Consider the following 17,892-nt stretch of genomic DNA (forward strand, 5'->3'; position numbering starts at 1 on the left):
CCGCAGCGAGGCCTCGACGGCCTGGCGGATGTGGAGCGCCGAGAGCTTCTCCTGGTTGGGCCAGACGCGCTCGCCGTCCGGGGCCGTGTTCCCGTACACCTTGGTGGCGAGGACGACCTTGTCGCGCCGTCCGCCGCCCTGCGCGAACCAGCTCCCGATGATCTCCTCGGTGCGGCCCTTGCCGGCGGTCTGGCCGTAGACGTCGGCCGTGTCGAAGTAGTTGATGCCCGCGCCGAGCGCGGCGTCCATGATCGTGTGGCTGTCGGCCTCGTCGGTCTGCGGCCCGAAGTTCATGGTGCCGAGCGTGAGCCGGCTGACCTTGAGCCCTGTGCGTCCCAGCTGCGTGTACTCCATGAGGATCAAGCCAACGGGGTGGAGTGGGCTCTAGGCAAGGGGAGTTGAGTCAGCCTCGGGAGAAATCGGGAGTGACGGCAGGGGCGGGAGCGGGGCCCGTGGCCGCCGCGCACCCGGCCGCTCGATCCGCCGTACGCAGCGGGACGCTGACGCCGTACCCGACCGTCACGTGCGGTACATCACCCGCCGCAGCACCGCCTCCAACGGCCCCCGCCGGCCCGCCCGTTCCAGGGCGTACGCGCCGGCCACCGTCACCAGCCACACGCCGACCGCGAACAGCGCCATCGTCGCGCTCGTCAGACGGGCGCCGAGGCCGAGGCCCCAGGCGGCGAGCAGCGGGGCGAAGAGGAGGGAGTGGGCGAGGTAGCAGGACAGGGAGCGTTTGCCGACGGCCGAGACCGCGTCGACCGCCTTCGCGCCGCGGCGCGTCGGGCGGCGCGTCCACCAGTGGACGAACAGCGCGACGGCGGCGACGTACCCCAGACCCGCGGCGTTCCCGGTGAGTTCGCGCAGGATGGTCAGTGCCCCCGACTCGCTCTGCGCGTCGTCCGGCACGCCGAGCGCGCCGATGTGCGCGAGCGCGGCGGGCAGCGCGCCCAGCCAGCCGACCGCGATGCCGAGGACGGCGGTGCGGCGCAGCAGCGGCAGATGGCGCCCCGGCTCCTCCAGGACGCGGCGGCGCGCGGCCCAGAAGCCGAGCAGGAAGACGGTGAAGCCGCCCCCGACGAGGGAGAGGGGCGCCGCGACGAAGGTGACGAAGAAGCCGCTGGCGAAGCGGGTGCGGGCCGCGTCGAGCCAGCTGGTGTCATCGGCCGCGTACGCCGTCGCGCCGGGCTCGGCGCCCGCGTCGCCGAGCGAGCCCAACCCGCCGTGCAGCGCGGCCGATACGACCGGTTCCGCCGCGACGTACACCATCAGCGCGATCCCGACGCCGATCCACCACGTCAGCGCGCGGTCGCCGCGCCGCAGGAAGAGCAGGCCGAGGGCGAGGCTCAGGACCCCGTAATAGCCGACGATGTCGCCCGCCATGAGGAGGGTGGAGTGCGCGAGGCCGATGACGATCAGGCAGAGGCTGCGCCTGCGCAGGAGGCCGGCGGCGCCGCGCGGGGTGGTCCCGGCGGCGGTCTGGCGCAGATACAGCTGCGTCATCCCGTACCCGAAGAGGAACGCGAAGAGCGGGTACACGCGCAGGTCCAGGGTGGTGATCATCGTGAACTGCACGGCGTGGTCGAGCGGTCCGCCGTTCACCGGCTGCCAGCCGGAGGGCCCGTAGGTGGAACGCCAGAGGTGGAAGGCGGTGTTGGAGAGCGCGATGAGCAGGAGCATCAGCCCCCGGGCGAGGTCGGGGGCGAGGGCCCGTTCGCCCGCCCGTACGCCCGCGCGGCGGGGCGCCGCCGTCTTCGTCGTCGTCCCGGTCACCGGGGTCTCGGCCGTCATGCCTGGACGGTAGGAAGCCGGGCGGGGCACCCGCGTCCGTCTTCCGGCCAGGCGCCGGAGACCTTCGGCTAGGAGGCGGCGACCAAAGTGGGGCCGTGCGGGCCGGGCGTCCCCCACGCCTGGGCCATCGCCGTCGCGAAGGCGTCCGCGAGCTTGCGCTCGCCGCTCGCGTTGGGGTGCGTGCCGTCGTAGGTGTCGGCGTGGATGTCGTACGCGTCCGGGCGCGAGGCCAGCAGCAGCGGCGAGGCGCCCGTGTCCAGGTCCGCCACCGCCTTCGCGAGCAGTTCGTTGAAGCGGGCGACCTCGGCGGCGAAGGGCGCGTCCGTCTCGGCGCGGACGTTGGGGATCACCGGCAGCAGGACCATGCGGATCCGCGGGTTGGCCGTGCGGGCCCGGGTGACGAAGGCGCGGACGTTGTCCGCGGTCTGCTCGGCGTCGGTGTAGAAGCCGAGGTCGATCAGGCCCAGGGAGACGAGCAGGACGTCGGCCGGGTCGCGGCCGAGGACGCCGGCGATCTCCGGGGCCATGTGCAGCCAGCCCTCGCCCCAGCCCGCGAGGTGGTGGCGGGGGAAGTCGGGGGAGGCGTCGGCGTAGTCGTGGGAGACGGGCCCGCCCGCGGTTTTGTCGTAGAGGGCGGTGCGCGGGCCGACCACCGCGAAGCCGTCGTCCCCGTACGTGTCCCGCAGGTGCCGCCACATGTGATGGCGCCAGGTGCGTTCCCCGGCGCTTCCGATCGTCATCGAGTCGCCGACGAACATGAACCTGAGCATCCGCTCATCATGGCGGATCCGGGTCCCCGCCTGCGATGTGAGGCTGAGCACGCCGCACGGCCCCCGTGCCGGGATGGCACGCTTGGGCCCATGCGTTCGCTTCGGGCTGTTCCGTCTGTTGTCGCCGGTGCCGTGGGGCTCGTCGCCGTGGGGGCGTTCGCCGCGCCCGCCGCGGCCGACGGCCACGACTCGTTCACCATCAAGGACCCGCGGATCGTGGAGTCCAGCGGCCTGGCCGCCTCCCGCGCCCACCCGGGCGTCTACTGGACGCACAACGACCAGGACAAGGGCGCCTTCCTCTACGCCGTCGACTCCCGGACGGGGAAGACGGTCGCCACCGTCACCATGACCGGCGTCGGCGCCCCGCGCGACGTCGAGGCGATCTCCGTCGGCAGCGACGGCAACCTCTATGTCGGCGACATCGGCGACAACTTGGGCGGCACCTGGCCCCACGTATGGATCTACAGGCTGCCCGAGCCCAAGGAGCTGAAGGACCAGAGCGTGCGCGCCACGCAGTACGTCGTGAAGTACGCCGACGGGCCGCGCGACGCCGAGGCGCTGATGGTGCATCCGAAGACGGGCCGGATCTACATCGCCGACAAGAAGGAGAACGGCGGCAGCCTCTACGAGGGGCCTGCCGAGATGTCCGCGTCCAGGACCAACGTCTTCAAGAAGATCGCCGACACCGATCTGTGGGTGACCGACGGCGCGTTCTCGCCCGACGGCAAGCAGCTCGCCCTGCGCGAGTACTTCGGCGGGGCGTCCTTCGCGTGGAAGGGTGCGGGCCGGGCGCCGGAGCGGGAGGGCCGGCTGAGCGTGCCGTTCCAGCGGCAGGGCGAGTCCGTCACGTACACGACGGACGGGACGACGCTGATGTACGGCACCGAGGGCGCGCAGAGCAAGGTCACGCCCGTGGAGGTGGCCGGGAAGGGCGGCTCCGGCTCGGGTTCGGGCCGGGGCGGCTCGGACGGCGGCGCCCAAGGGGCGGGGATCGGCGGGGACGTCAAGACCGGTGCCCTCGCGCTGGCCGCCGTGGTGCTGGCGTTCTTCGGGCTGAAGAGGGTGCTGCGCAAGAAGTGAGGCGGTAGCGGGCCCCCGGGGCGCCCGAGCGGGCTCAGGCCTCCCGCTGGACGGGCTCTGCCTCCCGCGCCGCCCGCCCGGTGACCAGCACGTCCAGGCCGTCGAGCAGGCGCCGCAGCCCGAACTCGAAGTGGTCGAAGTCGGGGCCGAACGCGTCCTCGGAGAGCTCCGCGAGCACCGGGTACCGGCCGCTCTTCATGATCCGCTCCAGCGTGGGCGCCTGCGCCTCCCAGAACGCCTGGTCCGTCAGGCCGCTCTTCTTCACCGCCTCCGCCTCGTGCACATGGGTGCGGGCGACCCCGGTGACGTACCCCTCGACCATGATGATCACGCTGATCAGCTCGGGGTCGGTGAGGCCCATCGGCTTGATGCGGGACAGGGTGCGGTCGAGGCCGCCGACGGCGCCGGGGCCGAGGACGGGGCGGGCCTGGTTGACGTGCAGCAGCCAGGGGTGTTCCCGGTAGAGGACGAGGGTCTCGCGGGCGTACCCCTCGACGGCCTCGCGCCAGGTGCCCGTCCAGGGCGCCTCGTCCGCGGGCACCGTGAACACGCGGTCCAGCATCAGGTCGAGCAGGTCGCCCTTGCCGGAGACGTACCGGTACAGGGACATCGTGCCGGTGCCGAGCTCCGTGGACAGGCGGCGCATCGAGACGGCGCCGATGCCCTCGGCGTCCGCGAGGCGCAGCGCCTCGGTGACGATCCGGTCCAGGGTGAGCCCCGGCTTGGGGCCCCGGGTCGGGCGCTCGCCCTTGCCCCAGAGCAGCTCCAGGCTGCGGGCGATCTCGCTGCCGGTGCGCTCTTCGCCACCGCTCGTGCTCGTCATGGCGCCCAGCCTAACCGTCCGCCGATTAATTGAGTACGCCGTACCCAAAGAACTGGGTACGCTGTACTCTCATCTGGGTACGCCGTACCCAGATAAGGGGAGAAGGGCAGGCCATGAACGGAAACGGCTTCGCGGTACGGGCCGAGGGACTCCAGAAGCGCTACGGGGAGAAGGACGCCCTCGACGGCTTCGACCTGAGCGTCGGACAGGGCACGGTGCACGGACTGCTCGGCCCCAACGGCGCGGGCAAGACCACCGTCGTGCGGATCCTGACCACCCTCGTCCGCCTCGACGGCGGCCGCGCCGAGGTGGCCGGCGCCGACGTGGCGCGCGAGCCCGACCTGGTGCGCGGCCGCATCGGCCTGGCCGGGCAGTACGCCGCGGTCGACGAGATCCTCACCGGGCGGCAGAACCTGGAGATGTTCGGCCGCCTCTTCCACCTGGGCACGCGGCGCGCGGCCCGGCGCGCCCAGGAACTCCTGGAGCAGTTCCACCTGGAGGACGCGGCGGAGAAGGCCGCCGGTCAGTACAGCGGCGGCATGCGGCGCCGCCTCGACCTCGCCGCCTCGATGATCCTCGCGCCCGCCGTCCTCTTCCTGGACGAGCCGACCACCGGCCTCGACCCGCGCAGCCGCCTGGAAGTCTGGGACTCCGTACGGGACCTGGTGGCGCGCGGCACGACCGTGCTGCTCACCACCCAGTACCTGGAGGAGGCCGACCGCCTCGCCTCCCGCATCACCGTCATCGACCGGGGCCGGGCCATCGCCGACGACACCCCCGACGGCCTGAAGAACACCGTGGGCGGCGCCCACCTCGACGTCGTGGTGCGCGAGGGCGCCGACCTGCCCGCCGCCGTCGCGGCCGTCGCCCGGGTCTGCGACGGCGAACCGCTCGCCGTCGCCGTGGAGCGCCGCGTGCAGGGCGCCGTCACGGACCGGGTCGGCGCGCTGACCGAGGTGGCGCGGACCCTGCGCGCGCAGGGCGTCGTGGTCGAGGACATCGGTCTGCGCAGGCCCAGCCTCGACGACGTGTTCCTGCGGCTCACGGGCCAGGCCTCCGACAACGACGAGCTGGAGGTGGTCGCATGAGCGCCGTCCTGACCGCCGACGCCGCGCACGGCCGGCTCTTCTGGGCCCTCACCGACTGCTGGAACGTCACCCGCCGCTATCTGACCCACTATCTGCGCCAGCCCGTGACCATCGTCTGGCAGCTGGGCTTCCCCATCATCAGCGTGCTGCTGTACGCGTTCGTCTTCGGCGAGGCGATGAAGGTGCCCGGCGGGGGCGACGACGGCGACTACAAGCAGTTCCTGATGCCCGGCATGTTCGTGATGACCATGGCCTTCGGCTTCATGAACACCGCGATGGGCGTGGCCACGGACTCGACGAAGGGCGTCATCGACCGCTTCCGCTCGATGCCGATGGCGCCCTCGGCGGTGGCGTCGGGGCGCGGCCTCGCCGACCTGATCGTGGCCTGCGCCGAGCTGGCCATCCTCGCGCTGACCGCCCTCGCCATCGGCTGGCGCTCCAGCGCGGGCCTCCTGGAGACCCTCGCCGCCTTCGGTCTGCTGCTGCTCCTGCGGTTCAGCCTGATCTGGGTGGGCGTCTTCCTCGGGCTCGTCGTGCCGAGCCCGGAGGCGGCCGGCGGGCTCTACGCCGTCGCCTTCCCGCTCACGATGATCTCCAGCATCTTCGTGGCGCCGTCCCTGATGCCCGACTGGCTCGGCCCGATCGCCGCGTGGAACCCGGTGTCCTCCACCGGCACGGCCACCCGTGAGCTGTTCGGCAACCCCGGTGCGGGCGGCGGCAGCTGGGTCGAACAGCACGCCCTGCTGATGTCCGTGCTGTGGCCGCTGGCGCTCTCGCTGCTCTTCCTGCCGCTCGCCGTACGGAAGTTCAAGCAGCTCAGCCGCTGAGAGCACGCGAACGGGGGCGCCCGGCACGGTCAGGTGCCGGGCGCCCCCGTCGGCGTACGCGCTGGGTCAGAGCTTCTCGATGACGTAGTCGATGCACTTCGTGAGCGCCTCGACGTCCGCCGGGTCGATCGCCGGGAACATCGCGATGCGCAGCTGGTTGCGGCCGAGCTTGCGATACGGCTCGGTGTCCACGACGCCGTTGGCGCGCAGGGCCTTGGCGACCGCCGCGGCGTCGATCTCGTCCGCGAAGTCGATCGTGCCGATGACCTGCGAGCGCTGGGCCGGGTCGGCGACGAACGGCGTCGCGTACTTGGACTCCTCGGCCCAGCCGTACAGCGTGCGCGAGGACGCGGCGGTGCGGCCGGTGGTGAACTCCAGGCCGCCCTGGCCGTTCATCCAGTCCAGCTGCTCGGCGAGCAGGAAGAGCGTGGCGAGCGCCGGGGTGTTGTACGTCTGGTTCTTGCGGGAGTTGTCGATCGCCGTCGGCAGCGAGAAGAACTCCGGGACGTGCCGGCCCGAGGCGTGGATCCGCTCGGCGCGCTCGATCGCGGCCGGGGAGAACAGACCGATCCACAGACCGCCGTCCGCGGCGAAGGACTTCTGCGGGGCGAAGTAGTAGACGTCCGACTCGGCGACGTCGACCGGCAGGCCGCCCGCGCCCGACGTGGCGTCCACCAGGACCAGGGCCCCGGAGTCCGCGCCGTCGACGCGCTTGACCGGCGCCGCGACACCGGTGGAGGTCTCGTTGTGCGTGAGGGCGTAGACGTCGACGCCCGGCTCCGCCTTCGGGTCCGGGTGGGTGCCCGGGTCCGAGGCGACGACGGTCGGCTCGGCCAGCCACGGGGCGAGCTTGGCGGCCTTGGCGAACTTGGAGGAGAACTCGCCGAAGCTGAGGTGCTGCGACTTGTTCTCGATCAGGCCGTGCGTCGCCACGTCCCAGAAGGCGGTGGAGCCGCCGTTGCCGAGGACGACCTCGTACCCCTCGGGCAGGGAGAAGAGGTCCTTGACGCCTTCGCGCACCCGGCCGACCAGGTTCTTGACCGGGGCCTGACGGTGGGAGGTGCCGAGGAGGGAGGTACCGGTGGCGGCCAGGGCGTCCAGCGCCTCCGTACGCACCTTGGAGGGGCCCGCGCCGAAACGGCCGTCGGCGGGCTTCATGTCAGCGGGAATCTGGATCTCAGCCACGGGGGGAGCCTAGCGGCTCAGGGCGCGGGGTCCTTGGGGTGTCCGGCGGCTGAGATCTCACCGTCACGTCGCGTGGACGACTCGGGGCGCTGCCCCGGACCCCGCTCCTCAATCGCCGGAGGCTCAATGATTGCTGGACGAGGCCGGATCGTGGCGGGTACGGGCTAGCTGCGGAGCTTCACCGGCAGTTCGTACAGGTCGTTCTGCGTCACCACCGGCTTGTTGCGGAGTTGTGATCGCGGGATCGCCAACGTCAGCTCGGGGAAGCGCTCGTACAGGGCCGGGAGCGCCACGCCCGCCTCCAGGCGGGAGAGGGCCGCTCCGGGGCACACGTGCGGGCCGTGGCCGAAGGAGATGTGGCGGGTGGGGGACGTGCGGGTGATGTCGAAGTCGCCCGCCGTGGGGCCGTGCGCGGCCTCGTCGCGGCCGATCGCGCCGTACGAGACGATCAGCGCGTCACCCTTGGGGATCACCTTGTCGCCGACCGGGACGTCCTCGGCGGCGAAGCGGATCAGGACGTGCGAGGTGGGGGTCGAGTAGCGCAGCGTCTCCTCGATCACCGCGTCCCAGCCGACCTCGCCGGAGCGGACCAGGGCCAGCTGGTCGGGGTGGGTGCTGAGGTTGACGACGGCGTTGACGATGAGGGAGATCGTCGTCTCGTGCCCGGCCGCGACCATCAGCTGGAGCGTGGAGACGATCTCCTCGTCGGTGAGGTGGTCGCCGTCCTCGGAGGCCTGGATCAGCGCGCTGGTCAGGTCGTCGCCGGGCTCGGCACGGCGGGCCGCGACGACCCGGCCCATCATCGCGGCCAGCTCGCCGAGCGTGGCCACGACCTCCTCCGGCGGGGTCTGCGAGGAGAAGAACTTGTCGAACAGGACCTTCAGGCGCGGGTGGTCGGCCTCGTCGACGCCCATCAGGTCGCTGATGACGTACATCGGCAGCGGGTAGGCGAACTCGGCCTTCAGGTCGACCACGCCGGACTCCGCGGCGGCGACCTTGTCGAGGAGGCCCCCGGCCAGCTCCGCGATGCGGCCCCGCATGTGCTCCACCCGGCGCGGCGTCAGCGCCTGCGCGACCAGCGCGCGCATCCGGCGGTGCTCCTCGCCGTCGACCGTCAGCATCGAGCGGCCCGGGTTGGCCAGGCCGATCAGCGGCCAGTCGGCGGGTATCTCGCCGCGCCGCCAGGCGCCCCAGACCTCGATGTCCTTCACCAGGCGCTTGTCGGTGAGGAGTTGGCGGGCCTCGGCGTGGTGGGTGACCGCCCACACCGGGACGCCGCCGGGCAGCTCCGCCGCGGCGAGCGGGCCCGCCGCGCGCAGCCGGGCGCTCTCGCCGTCCAGGTCGGTGACGAACGGGTCGAGGGCGATTCTGTCGGAGCCTGTCATCGGGGTTCTCCAAGGGCTGAGGTCGGGGTGAAGGCCACCGGCAGCTCGGTCAGGCCGCGCAGCCAGGGCGAGGGACGGCGGGTCAGGGACGCGGCCGGTACCGCGAGGTCGAGGTCGGGCAGCCGGTCGAGGAGCACCTCGATGCCGGTCCGCGCGATGACCTCGGCGACCTCCTGGGCGGGGAAGGGGCAGCGGTGCTCGCCGTGCCCGAAGGCGAAGTGCGCGCTGTTGCCGCCGGTCAGCGCGGAGCCGTCGGTACGGACCTGCGGGTCGGCGTTGGCGGCGGCGAGGCCGAGCAGCAGCAGGTCACCGGCGTTGATGCGGCGCCCGCCCAGCTGGGTGTCGCGCGAGGCCCAGCGCCCGGCGACGTTCTGGGTGGGGGTGTCCTCCCACAGGACCTCGTTCATGGCCTCGGCGACGCTGTGCCGGCCGCCGAAGAGGGAGGCGGCGAAGCGGTCGTCGGTGAGCATCAGGCGCAGCGAGTTGCCGATCCAGTCGGCGGTCGGCTGGTGGCCCGCCGCCATCATGACCATCAGGTCCTGGGCGATCTCCTCGTCGGTGAACCCGGAGCCGTCCTGCGCGAGCTGGGTCTCCAGCATGTGCGAGGCGACGTCCTGGCCCGGGTTCGCGTGCTTGTCGGCGAGCAGCGCGACCATCGACGAGGCGAGGTGCTGCTGGCCCGCGAGCGCCCGCTCCCGCCCGTCGATCATGTCGTTCATGGCGGTGACGAGGCCGGGGCCCTGCTCGTCGGAGAAGCCGTAGATGCGGGCGAGGACGCGCACGGGCAGGAGCATCGCGTACTCGGCGACGATCTCCGTGGCGCCCTTGCCGCAGAACCGGTCGATCAGCTCGTCCGCGAACTGCTCGGCGTGCGCCTTGAGTTCGAAGGGGTCGACGGCCTCCAGGGCGTGGGCGATCATCGCGGCGCGCCGCACGTGCCGCTCGCCGACGGTGTAGAGGATCGACGGCTGCTTGTGGCCGATCATCGGGAGCAGCGGCCAGTCGGCGGGGATGTGCGGCCACTGGTTCCACAGCTCGGAGTCGCGGCTGAACAGGACCGGGTCGGCGGTGACCTGGTGCAGTTCGCGGTAGCCGAGGACCAGCCAGGCGGGCACGTCGCCGTCCAGGAGCACGGGGGCGACGGGGCCGTGGTCGCGCCGCATCTCCCGGTACAGGACCGCGGGTTCGGTGGCGAACCGCGGGCCGGACAGCGGGACGGGACCGGGCGCGCCGGCGGCACCGGTTACGGGGCAGGTCACTGGGCGCTCTCCTGGCGTTGCGAGGGGGCGGTGGCGTACCGCGACGTGAGGTGCTCGACGAGCGTGATCAGGACGTCCTTGCCGGACTGCCGTGAGCGCGCGTCGCACTCGATGAGCGGCACGTGGGGGTCGAGGTCGAGCGCCTCGCGCAGCTCCCCGGGCGTGGGCGCGGGGCCGCCGAAGTCGTTGCGGGCCACGATGAACGGCGTGCCGTGGTGCTCCAGGCGGTCGATCGCGTACCAGGAGTCCTCCAGGCGGCGGGTGTCGACGAGGACGACCGCGCCGAGCGCGCCTTCGAAGAGGCCGTTCCACAGGAACCAGAAGCGCTCCTGGCCGGGGGTGCCGAAGAGGTAGAGGACCAGTTCCTCGGAGATGCTGATGCGGCCGAAGTCCATGGCCACGGTGGTGGCCGTCTTGGACTCGGAGCCGTAGTTGTCGTCGACGCCGATGCCCGCCTGCGTCATGGTCTCTTCGGTGGTCAGCGGGCGGATCTCGCTCACGGAGCCGACCATCGTCGTCTTGCCGACCCCGAAGCCGCCCACGATCACGACCTTCACGGCGGCGGTGGCCGTGTGCGGCAGGACGTCCTCGCTGCGGGGGCCGGTGATCGTGTCCGTGTTCTTAAAGCTTCTGGAGTCCATGCATCACCGCTTCGAGAAGGGATCGGTCGGGGAGCGCGGAGCGGACGATGGGGGCGCGCGCCTGAACGAGCTCGGTCGCGAGCAACTCCGTCAGGACGACGGTCACCACGCTGAACGGGAGCCCCATGTAGGCCGAGAGTTCGGCGACGGAGAGCGGCGTCGTGCACAGCCGCAGCACGGCGGAGTGCTCCGGCTGTGCGGTGGGCGACGCCTCGCCCTGCGCCACGATCAGGGTGACGAGGTCGAGCGGTGCCCGCTCGGAGCCCTCGCCGGTCAGGATGTACAGCCGCTCCGGGTTCTCGGGGCTGCGGCGCTCCCGCTGGGGAGGCGTGCCCTCGGGCGCCGTGGCGCCGTCCCGCTTCGGGCCTTGGGGGGAGTCTTGCGGAGGAGTCATACGGCCTGCCCGTCGCGTCGGGGCGGGCTTGTCAGATGCGCCCCGATGCGTACGACGAGATCGCGCATGCGGGTGCCGATGAGACCGGCGTCGACGGTCTCGTCGGCGAGCACGGCGAGGTAGGCGCCCGCGCCCGCGGCCATCAGGTAGAAGTAGCCTCCGTTGATCTCGATGATGACCATCTTCATGCCGCCGTCGCTGTGCGGGATCTCGGTGGCCACGGCCGCGGCGAGGCTCTGCAGCCCCGCGCAGGCCGCGGCGATGCGGTCGGCCGCGTCCGGGTCGCCGCCGTAGCGCGCGATGCGCAGGCCGTCGGCCGAGAGCACCACGATCTGGCGGGTCTGCGGCACGCCGTCGGCGAGCTCCTTCAGCATCCAGTCGAAGTTGGCGCGTTGCTGGATCACTGCCAGTCCCTCTCGTCGGCGCTGCCGTTGTTGTTCTGGGTGGTTCCGTGCTGGGGCGGGATGCCGCCCGGTCCGTCCTGCGGGGCGGCCGGGTCGGGGTCGCCCTTGACGCCCTTCATGAACGCCTCGATCCACAGGCCGGGTTCGACCTCGTCCTTCTTGGGCGGCGCGGGGGGCGGTGCGGTCGCGGCCGCGTGCGCCTCGGCGGCCCGCTGGGCCTCGGCCTCCTGGGCGTAGCGCTGGCTGAGCGGGATCTTCACGCGGCTGCGGCGCTGCGGCAGGCCGTTGGGGGTCCACTCGGTGACCTCGGGAACGTCGTCCTCCATGGTCGCGGCGGCCGGCGAGCGCAGCGGCGGACCCGCGGTGACGACACGGGGCTTCTTGCGGCGGATGTTGCGGGCGGGCTCCTCGATGGTCCGGCCGCTGTTGTCCACGCGCGGTACGGCGGAGGCGCCGATGCCGTGGGCGAGGCCGGGCGCGGGCCCGGTGGTCATCATGTCGCGCGGCACGATGAGGACGGCGCGGACGCCGCCGTAGGCGGACTGCCGCAGGGAGACCTGCATGTCGTACATCTGCGAGAGGCGGCCGACGACGGCCATGCCCAGGCGGGGCGTCTCGCCGAGGTCGTTGAGGTCGATGCCGGCCTGTGCCTGCTCCAGCATGCGCTCGGCGCGGGCGCGGGCCTCCTCGCTGAGGCTGACGCCGCCGTCCTCGATCTCGACGGCGATGCCGGTCTGCACCTCGACGGCGGTGACGTGCACCTTGGTCTGCGGGGGCGAGTACCGCGTGGCGTTGTCGAGCAGTTCGGCGCAGGCGTGGATGAGCGGCTCGACGGAGGTGCCCTTGATCGCGACGTTGGCGATCGAGTGCAGCTCGACGCGCGGGTAGTCGAGGATCCGGGACATCGCGCCGCGCAGCACGCTGAACAGCGGTACGGGCTTGGGCCACTGGCGGCCCGGCCGGGCGCCCCCGAGCACCGCGATGGAGTCGGCGAGCCGGCCGATCAGCGCGGTGCCGTGGTCGATGCGGAGCAGGTCGTCGAAGACCTCGGGGTTGCGGCCGTGGAACTCCTCCATGTCGCGCAGTTCCGCTGCCTGCTGGTGCACGATCGACTGGACGCGGCGGGCGATGTTGACGAAGGCGCGCTGCGCGGACTCGCGCATCGCTTCCTCGCGGTCCAGGGTGTCGAGGACGGAACGGAGCAAGTCACGCTGGGCGTCGGGCAGTTCGCGGTACGCCTCGTCCTTGTCGACGACGTTGCGGACCACTTCGACCGGCGATTCGCCCTGCCGCAGCCGCCAGAGCGCCTCGGGCAGGATCTCCCGGCCCAGGCGTACCGTCTCTTCGTCGTGGGATGCGATGCGCCGCTCCAGGAAGGCGAGCTGCTGCGCGTGGCGCGCGCGCTGCCCCCGGATGGTCCGGCCGCGCCGCACGGCTTCGGCACCGACCGCGATCACCATGAGGGTCGCGACGGCACCGCACCAGCCGACGGCGGTCCGGGCCGGTTCCGTCACTGCCGCGACGGCGGCTCCGGTCGCCGCGGCCATGAGCATGGCGGGCAGCAACAGTACGCGCGCATAAGGGACTTCTCGGCCACCGGGAGGCGATTGAACACTCACCATGTATGCCCTCTGAAGACTCGTCTTGGGGAAGGGGGTGTGGGGGAGGTACGGGGGAACACAAACCGAACTATCGAAAGATTTGGGAACAAGCGCGCGAAGTTATCGCAACTCGTTTCAACTCGCCGCGCTCCGGGCGAGCTTAGTCCGCCGGAATCATCGCCGAGTCATATTCGGCAACCCCCTGCAGAGCCCCGGCCGACAGGCATACACTCGCCCCATTTGCACGCGTGGCGATCATTCGAACACATGGAGTGACGTCCTCGAACGCCGTTGGCGATCACGGGAATTGCGGCCGCGCGGACGGGAATCCCCCGGCCCGGCGCATGGTTGACGCCTCGTATGGACGCCAGTTCTCCTGCGCGCATGCGACCTCAGCCGCGGTTGGTCACCCGCGACCACATCGACTTCGGCCGGGTGTGGTCGGCCGCGTGTCGTCCCTGACGGCACCGCAGACCACGTCATGTCACCGCGCAAGAGATGAGGCTTTGCCATGCCCGTCGAGTTCCTCGGCATCGCAGCGACCAACGAAGGCTCCGAAGTCACCGCCCGTTCGGGCGCCTCCTTCGACAAGGACTACACGCTCCGGCTCGCCCGCGCCCATGAGGACCACGGCTGGGACCGGGTGCTCTTCGCCTACGGCTCCGGATCCCCCGACCCCTCCCCCGCCGCCGCGTACATCGCGGCCCGCACCGACCGGCTCCAGATCCTGGTCGCCCACCGCCCCAACGTCTCGTACCCGACGTTCGCCGCGAAGACCTTCGCGACCCTCGACCGGATCAGCGACGGCCGGCTCGCGGTGCACTTCATCACCGGCGGCAACGACCACGAGCAGCAGCGCGAGGGCGACTTCCTCACCAAGGACGAGCGGTACGCCCGCACCCGCGAAGCCATCCAGATCATCAAGAAGGCCTGGACGTCGCACGAGCCCTTCGACCACGAGGGCACGCACTACCGGTTCAAGGACTTCGTCAGCGACACCTTCCCCGTCCAGCAGCCGCATCCGCGGGTCTCGTTCGGGGGATCCTCGCCCGCCGCGTACGCGGCCGGGGGCGCCGAGGCCGACATCTACTGCCTGTGGGGCGAGCCGCTCGCGCAGACCGCCGAGCAGATCGAGTCGGTGAAGGCGGCGGCCAGGGCCGCGGGCCGCACCGACGTCCCGAAGATCCAGGTCGCCTTCCGCCCGATCATCGCGCCGACCGAGGAACTGGCCTGGGAGAAGGCGTACGCGACGCTGGACCGCATCAAGGCCCGCAAGGCCGGATCACCGCTCTCGCGCCGTCACCCGCTGAAGAACCCCGAGAACTCCGGCTCGCAGCGCCTGCTCGCGGTCGCCGCGTCCGGCGACCGGCACGACCGCGCCCTGTGGACACCGACCGCCGCGGAGACCGGCGGCGCGGGCAACTCGACGGCGCTCGTGGGCACCCCGGAGACGGTCGCGCAGGCGCTCCTCGACTACTACGACCTGGGCGTGGAGATCCTCTCCGCCCGCGGCTACGACCTCCTCGACGACGCGATCGACTTCGGCCGCCACGTCATCCCGATCGTCCGCGAGGAGGTGGCGAAGCGGGACGCGGAGGCCGCCCGGCAGCGGGAGACCCCGCTGAGCGCCTGACGCCTGGCGCCGGTGCGGACCGCGAAAGGGGCGGACCGCACCGGCGCGTTCGACGTCCAGGCGGCCGAGAGGCGCCACCACGTTCGGACGGGCCCGGTCATCGCGGCCGGGCCCGTCCGTCGTGTCACCGCCACCGGGCCCCGCGGCCCGGACGGCCTCAGCCCACCGAGCTGTAGGCCACGACGCCCCGGAGCAGCTGGTCGACCGCCTTGCGGGCGTTCTTCGCGACCGTGCTGCCCTCGCGCGGGGCCGCCGCCGAGATCTGGCCCAGGACGTCGATGACCTGCTTGCACCAGCGCACGAAGTCCCCGGCCGGCATCTCCGCCTCGCGCAGCACCTCGTCCAGGCCCTTGTCGCTGGCCCACATGTACGCCGCCCAGGCGAAGCCGAGGTCGGGCTCGCGCTGGCCCACGCCCTCCGCCTGATTGATCTTGAACTCTTCCTCCAGGCCGTCGAGGCGGCCCCAGATGCGCACCATCTCGCCGAGCGCCGCCTTCGCCGCCCCGGAGGGCAGCTTGGGCGCCAGCGCGTCGTCGCCGACCCGCGACTCGTACACCAGCGCCGAGACGCACGCCGCCAGCTCGGCCGGGCCCAGGCCCTCCCACACGCGGGCGCGCAGGCACTCACTGGCCAGCAGGTCCAGCTCGCCGTAGAGCCGGGCGAGGCGCTTGCCGTGCTCGGTGACCTCGTCGCCGCGCAGATAGTCGAGCTCGGTCAGGAGCGCGACGATGCGGTCGAAGGTGCGGGCGATGGTGTTCGTCCGGCCCTCGATGCGGCGCTCCAGCTGCGAGGTGTCGCGCTTGAGGCGGTGGTACCGCTCGGCCCAGCGCGCGTGGTCCTCGCGCTCGTCGCAGCCGTGGCAGGGGTGGGCGCGCAGCTCCGCGCGGAGCCGGGCGATCTCCTGGTCGTCGGCCGCGGCCGCACGCCCCTTGCGGTGCCGGTCGGGCACGATGTGCCCGGCCTTGGTGCGCAGCGCGGACGCCAGATCGCGGCGGGACTGCGGCGAGCGGGCGTTGAAGGACTTCGGGATGCGCATCCGCTCCAGGGCCTCGACGGGCACCGGGAAGTCCATCGCGGCGAGCCGCTTGACCTGCCGCTCGGCGGTCAGCACCAGCGGGCGCGGACCGTCCACGTGGTCGAAGCCGCGGTGGCCGTTGGCCCGGCCCGCGGGCAGGCCCGGGTCGAGCACGAGCGCGAGGCCCGCGAACTTCCCCGTCGGGACGTGGATGACGTCACCCGGCTTGAGCTTCTCCAGCGCCGCGGCGGCGGCCGCCCTGCGCTGGGCCGCCCCCTGCTTGGCGAGCTCGGTCTCGCGGTCCTTGAGCCGGCGCCGCAGCTGGGCGTACTCCTCGAAGTCGCCCAAGTGGCAGGTCATGGAGGCCTTGTAGCCCTCCAGGCCCTCCTCGTTCTTCTGCACCTGCCGGGAGATCCCGACGACCGACTTGTCGGCCTGGAACTGCGCGAAGGACGTCTCCAGGAGCTCGCGCGAGCGGTGCCGCCCGAACTGCTCGACCAGGTTCACCGCCATGTTGTACGACGGCTTGAAGCTGGAGCGCAGCGGATACGTGCGCGTACCGGCCAGACCGGCCAGGTGCTCGGGGCTCATCGCGCGCTGCCACAGCACCACCGCGTGGCCCTCGACATCGATGCCGCGGCGGCCCGCGCGGCCCGTCAACTGGGTGTACTCACCCGGGGTGATGTCGGCGTGCTGCTCGCCGTTCCACTTGACGAGCTTCTCCAGGACCACGCTGCGCGCGGGCATGTTGATGCCGAGCGCGAGGGTCTCGGTGGCGAAGACGGCCTTGACCAGGCCGCGCACGAACAGCTCCTCGACGACTTCCTTGAAGGTGGGCAGCATGCCCGCGTGGTGCGCCGCGATGCCGCGCTCCAGCCCTTCCAGCCATTCGTAGTAGCCGAGGACATGGAGGTCCTCGTTCGGGATCGAGGACGTGCGCTCCTCGACGATCTGGCGGACCGTCATGCGCGCCTCGTCGTCGTTCAGCCGCAGGCCCGCGTACAGGCACTGCTGCACGGCGGACTCGCAGCCCGCGCGGCTGAAGATGAACGTGATGGCGGGCAGCAGCCCCTCGGCGTCGAGCCGCTCGATGACCTCGGGACGGCCCGGCGTCCAGATCCGCGATCTCTGCCGGCGCTCGCGCTCGCGGTCGGCCTCGCGGACCATCTTGCCCTTGCGGCGGTCGCGCGGGTTGTACGAGCGGCTGGCCTCCATGCGCGCCATGCGCGTGAGGTCGGGGTTGACCGCCTTCTTGTGGCCCTCGCCCTCCTCGAAGAGGTCGTACATCCGGCGCCCGGCGAGCACGTGCTGGAAAAGCGGCACGGGACGGTGCTCGGAGACGATCACCTCGGTGTCGCCGCGGACCGTGTCGAGCCAGTCGCCGAACTCCTCGGCGTTCGACACCGTCGCCGACAGGGAGACCAGCGTGACCGACTCCTGGAGGTGGATGATCACTTCCTCCCAGACGGCGCCGCGGAAGCGGTCGGAGAGGTAGTGCACCTCGTCCATGACCACATAGCCGAGGTTCAGAAGGGACTGCGAGCCCGAGTACAGCATGTTCCGCAGGACCTCGGTGGTCATGACGACCACCGGGGCATCGGAGTTGACGCTGTTGTCGCCGGTCAGCAGGCCGACCTTGTCCGAGCCGTACCGCTTGGCGAGGTCGGCGTACTTCTGGTTGGAGAGCGCCTTGATCGGCGTGGTGTAGAAGCACTTCTTGCCCTGGAGCAGGGCGAGGTGCACGGCGAACTCGCCGACGATCGTCTTGCCCGAGCCGGTGGGGGCGGCCACGAGCACGCCCTTGCCGGCCTCCAACGCCTGGCAGGCCTCGATCTGGAAGGGGTCGAGGCCGAATTCGTACATCTCGCGGAAGGACGCGAGTGCGGTGGCCTGCTCGGCAGCGCGCTTGCGCGCCGCCGCGTACCGCTCGGCCGGTGAGAGGTCCTCTGTCATCGTGCTTTCGAGACTACCGGGCACCACTGACAACGGACGATCA

General features: G+C 71.8%; 16 protein-coding genes. 4 read left to right on the plus strand and 12 right to left on the minus strand.

The window, feature by feature from the left end:
* The 3 genes from AOK22_RS04085 to AOK22_RS04095 form a co-directional block, all read right to left on the minus strand.
* Positions 1–354 (minus strand): aldo/keto reductase (locus AOK22_RS04085; RefSeq protein ID WP_167357825.1); only part of this gene is annotated, 354 nt, incomplete at its 3' end.
* A gap of 165 nt (positions 355–519) precedes the next feature.
* Complete coding sequence (locus AOK22_RS04090) at positions 520–1,791, minus strand: DUF418 domain-containing protein (protein WP_055697158.1); 1,272 nt, start codon at positions 1,789–1,791, stop codon at positions 520–522.
* Between the two features lie 68 nt (positions 1,792–1,859).
* On the minus strand, positions 1,860–2,561 hold the full coding sequence (locus AOK22_RS04095; protein ID WP_055697159.1) for an SGNH/GDSL hydrolase family protein: 702 nt from the start codon (positions 2,559–2,561) through the stop codon (positions 1,860–1,862).
* Positions 2,562–2,651: 90 nt separating this feature from the next.
* On the opposite strand from AOK22_RS04095, the gene AOK22_RS04100 reads away from it, so the two are divergent.
* Positions 2,652–3,641 carry a hypothetical protein gene (locus tag AOK22_RS04100; RefSeq protein WP_055697160.1) on the plus strand — a complete coding sequence of 330 codons (990 nt, stop codon included), beginning with the start codon at positions 2,652–2,654 and terminating at the stop codon, positions 3,639–3,641.
* Positions 3,642–3,675: 34 nt separating this feature from the next.
* Here the strand turns inward: AOK22_RS04100 and AOK22_RS04105 are convergent, their stop codons facing one another.
* Complete coding sequence (locus tag AOK22_RS04105; RefSeq protein ID WP_055697161.1) at positions 3,676–4,464, minus strand: TetR/AcrR family transcriptional regulator; 789 nt, start codon at positions 4,462–4,464, stop codon at positions 3,676–3,678.
* A 113-nt stretch (positions 4,465–4,577) separates the two neighbouring features.
* Here AOK22_RS04105 and AOK22_RS04110 point away from each other — a divergent pair, with 113 nt between their 5' ends.
* Together AOK22_RS04110 and AOK22_RS04115 are read left to right on the plus strand one after the other, a co-directional pair.
* Positions 4,578–5,552, plus strand: coding sequence for an ATP-binding cassette domain-containing protein (locus AOK22_RS04110; RefSeq protein ID WP_055697162.1), 975 nt, complete (start codon positions 4,578–4,580; stop codon positions 5,550–5,552).
* A complete protein-coding gene (locus AOK22_RS04115; RefSeq protein ID WP_055697163.1) occupies positions 5,549–6,379 on the plus strand; it encodes an ABC transporter permease in 831 nt (276 codons plus the stop codon). Before AOK22_RS04110 ends, AOK22_RS04115 begins: the two co-directional genes overlap by 4 nt.
* Positions 6,380–6,445: 66 nt before the next feature.
* Here AOK22_RS04115 and serC read toward each other — a convergent pair whose 3' ends face one another.
* From serC to AOK22_RS04150, 7 genes are all read right to left on the minus strand, one after another.
* Positions 6,446–7,564, minus strand: coding sequence for a phosphoserine transaminase (gene serC / locus AOK22_RS04120; protein ID WP_055697164.1), 1,119 nt, complete (start codon positions 7,562–7,564; stop codon positions 6,446–6,448).
* A gap of 164 nt (positions 7,565–7,728) precedes the next feature.
* Positions 7,729–8,949 carry a cytochrome P450 family protein gene (locus AOK22_RS04125; RefSeq protein WP_055697165.1) on the minus strand — a complete coding sequence of 407 codons (1,221 nt, stop codon included), beginning with the start codon at positions 8,947–8,949 and terminating at the stop codon, positions 7,729–7,731.
* Complete coding sequence (locus tag AOK22_RS04130; protein WP_055697166.1) at positions 8,946–10,208, minus strand: cytochrome P450; 1,263 nt, start codon at positions 10,206–10,208, stop codon at positions 8,946–8,948. Before AOK22_RS04130 ends, AOK22_RS04125 begins: the two co-directional genes overlap by 4 nt.
* Complete coding sequence (locus AOK22_RS04135) at positions 10,205–10,849, minus strand: GTP-binding protein (protein WP_055697167.1); 645 nt, start codon at positions 10,847–10,849, stop codon at positions 10,205–10,207. Before AOK22_RS04135 ends, AOK22_RS04130 begins: the two co-directional genes overlap by 4 nt.
* Positions 10,830–11,243 (minus strand): DUF742 domain-containing protein, encoded by a 414-nt coding sequence (locus tag AOK22_RS04140; RefSeq protein WP_063795191.1) that lies wholly within the window; start codon positions 11,241–11,243, stop codon positions 10,830–10,832. The genes AOK22_RS04135 and AOK22_RS04140 overlap by 20 nt, the downstream gene beginning before the upstream one ends.
* Positions 11,240–11,647 carry a roadblock/LC7 domain-containing protein gene (locus tag AOK22_RS04145; protein WP_055556816.1) on the minus strand — a complete coding sequence of 136 codons (408 nt, stop codon included), beginning with the start codon at positions 11,645–11,647 and terminating at the stop codon, positions 11,240–11,242. Before AOK22_RS04145 ends, AOK22_RS04140 begins: the two co-directional genes overlap by 4 nt.
* Positions 11,644–13,269, minus strand: a complete 1,626-nt coding sequence (locus AOK22_RS04150) for an ATP-binding protein (protein WP_055697168.1) — start codon at positions 13,267–13,269, stop codon at positions 11,644–11,646. Before AOK22_RS04150 ends, AOK22_RS04145 begins: the two co-directional genes overlap by 4 nt.
* 490 nt (positions 13,270–13,759) lie before the next feature.
* Here AOK22_RS04150 and AOK22_RS04155 point away from each other — a divergent pair, with 490 nt between their 5' ends.
* Entirely contained in the window at positions 13,760–14,881 is a 1,122-nt protein-coding gene (locus AOK22_RS04155; RefSeq protein WP_055697169.1) for an LLM class flavin-dependent oxidoreductase, read from the plus strand.
* Positions 14,882–15,038: 157 nt separating this feature from the next.
* Here the strand turns inward: AOK22_RS04155 and AOK22_RS04160 are convergent, their stop codons facing one another.
* Positions 15,039–17,849, minus strand: a complete 2,811-nt coding sequence (locus AOK22_RS04160; RefSeq protein ID WP_055697170.1) for a DEAD/DEAH box helicase — start codon at positions 17,847–17,849, stop codon at positions 15,039–15,041.
* Between the last annotated feature and the right edge of the window lie 43 nt (positions 17,850–17,892).

Source organism: Streptomyces silaceus (assembly GCF_001419745.1).
Classification (GTDB): Bacteria; Actinomycetota; Actinomycetes; order Streptomycetales; family Streptomycetaceae; genus Streptomyces; species Streptomyces silaceus.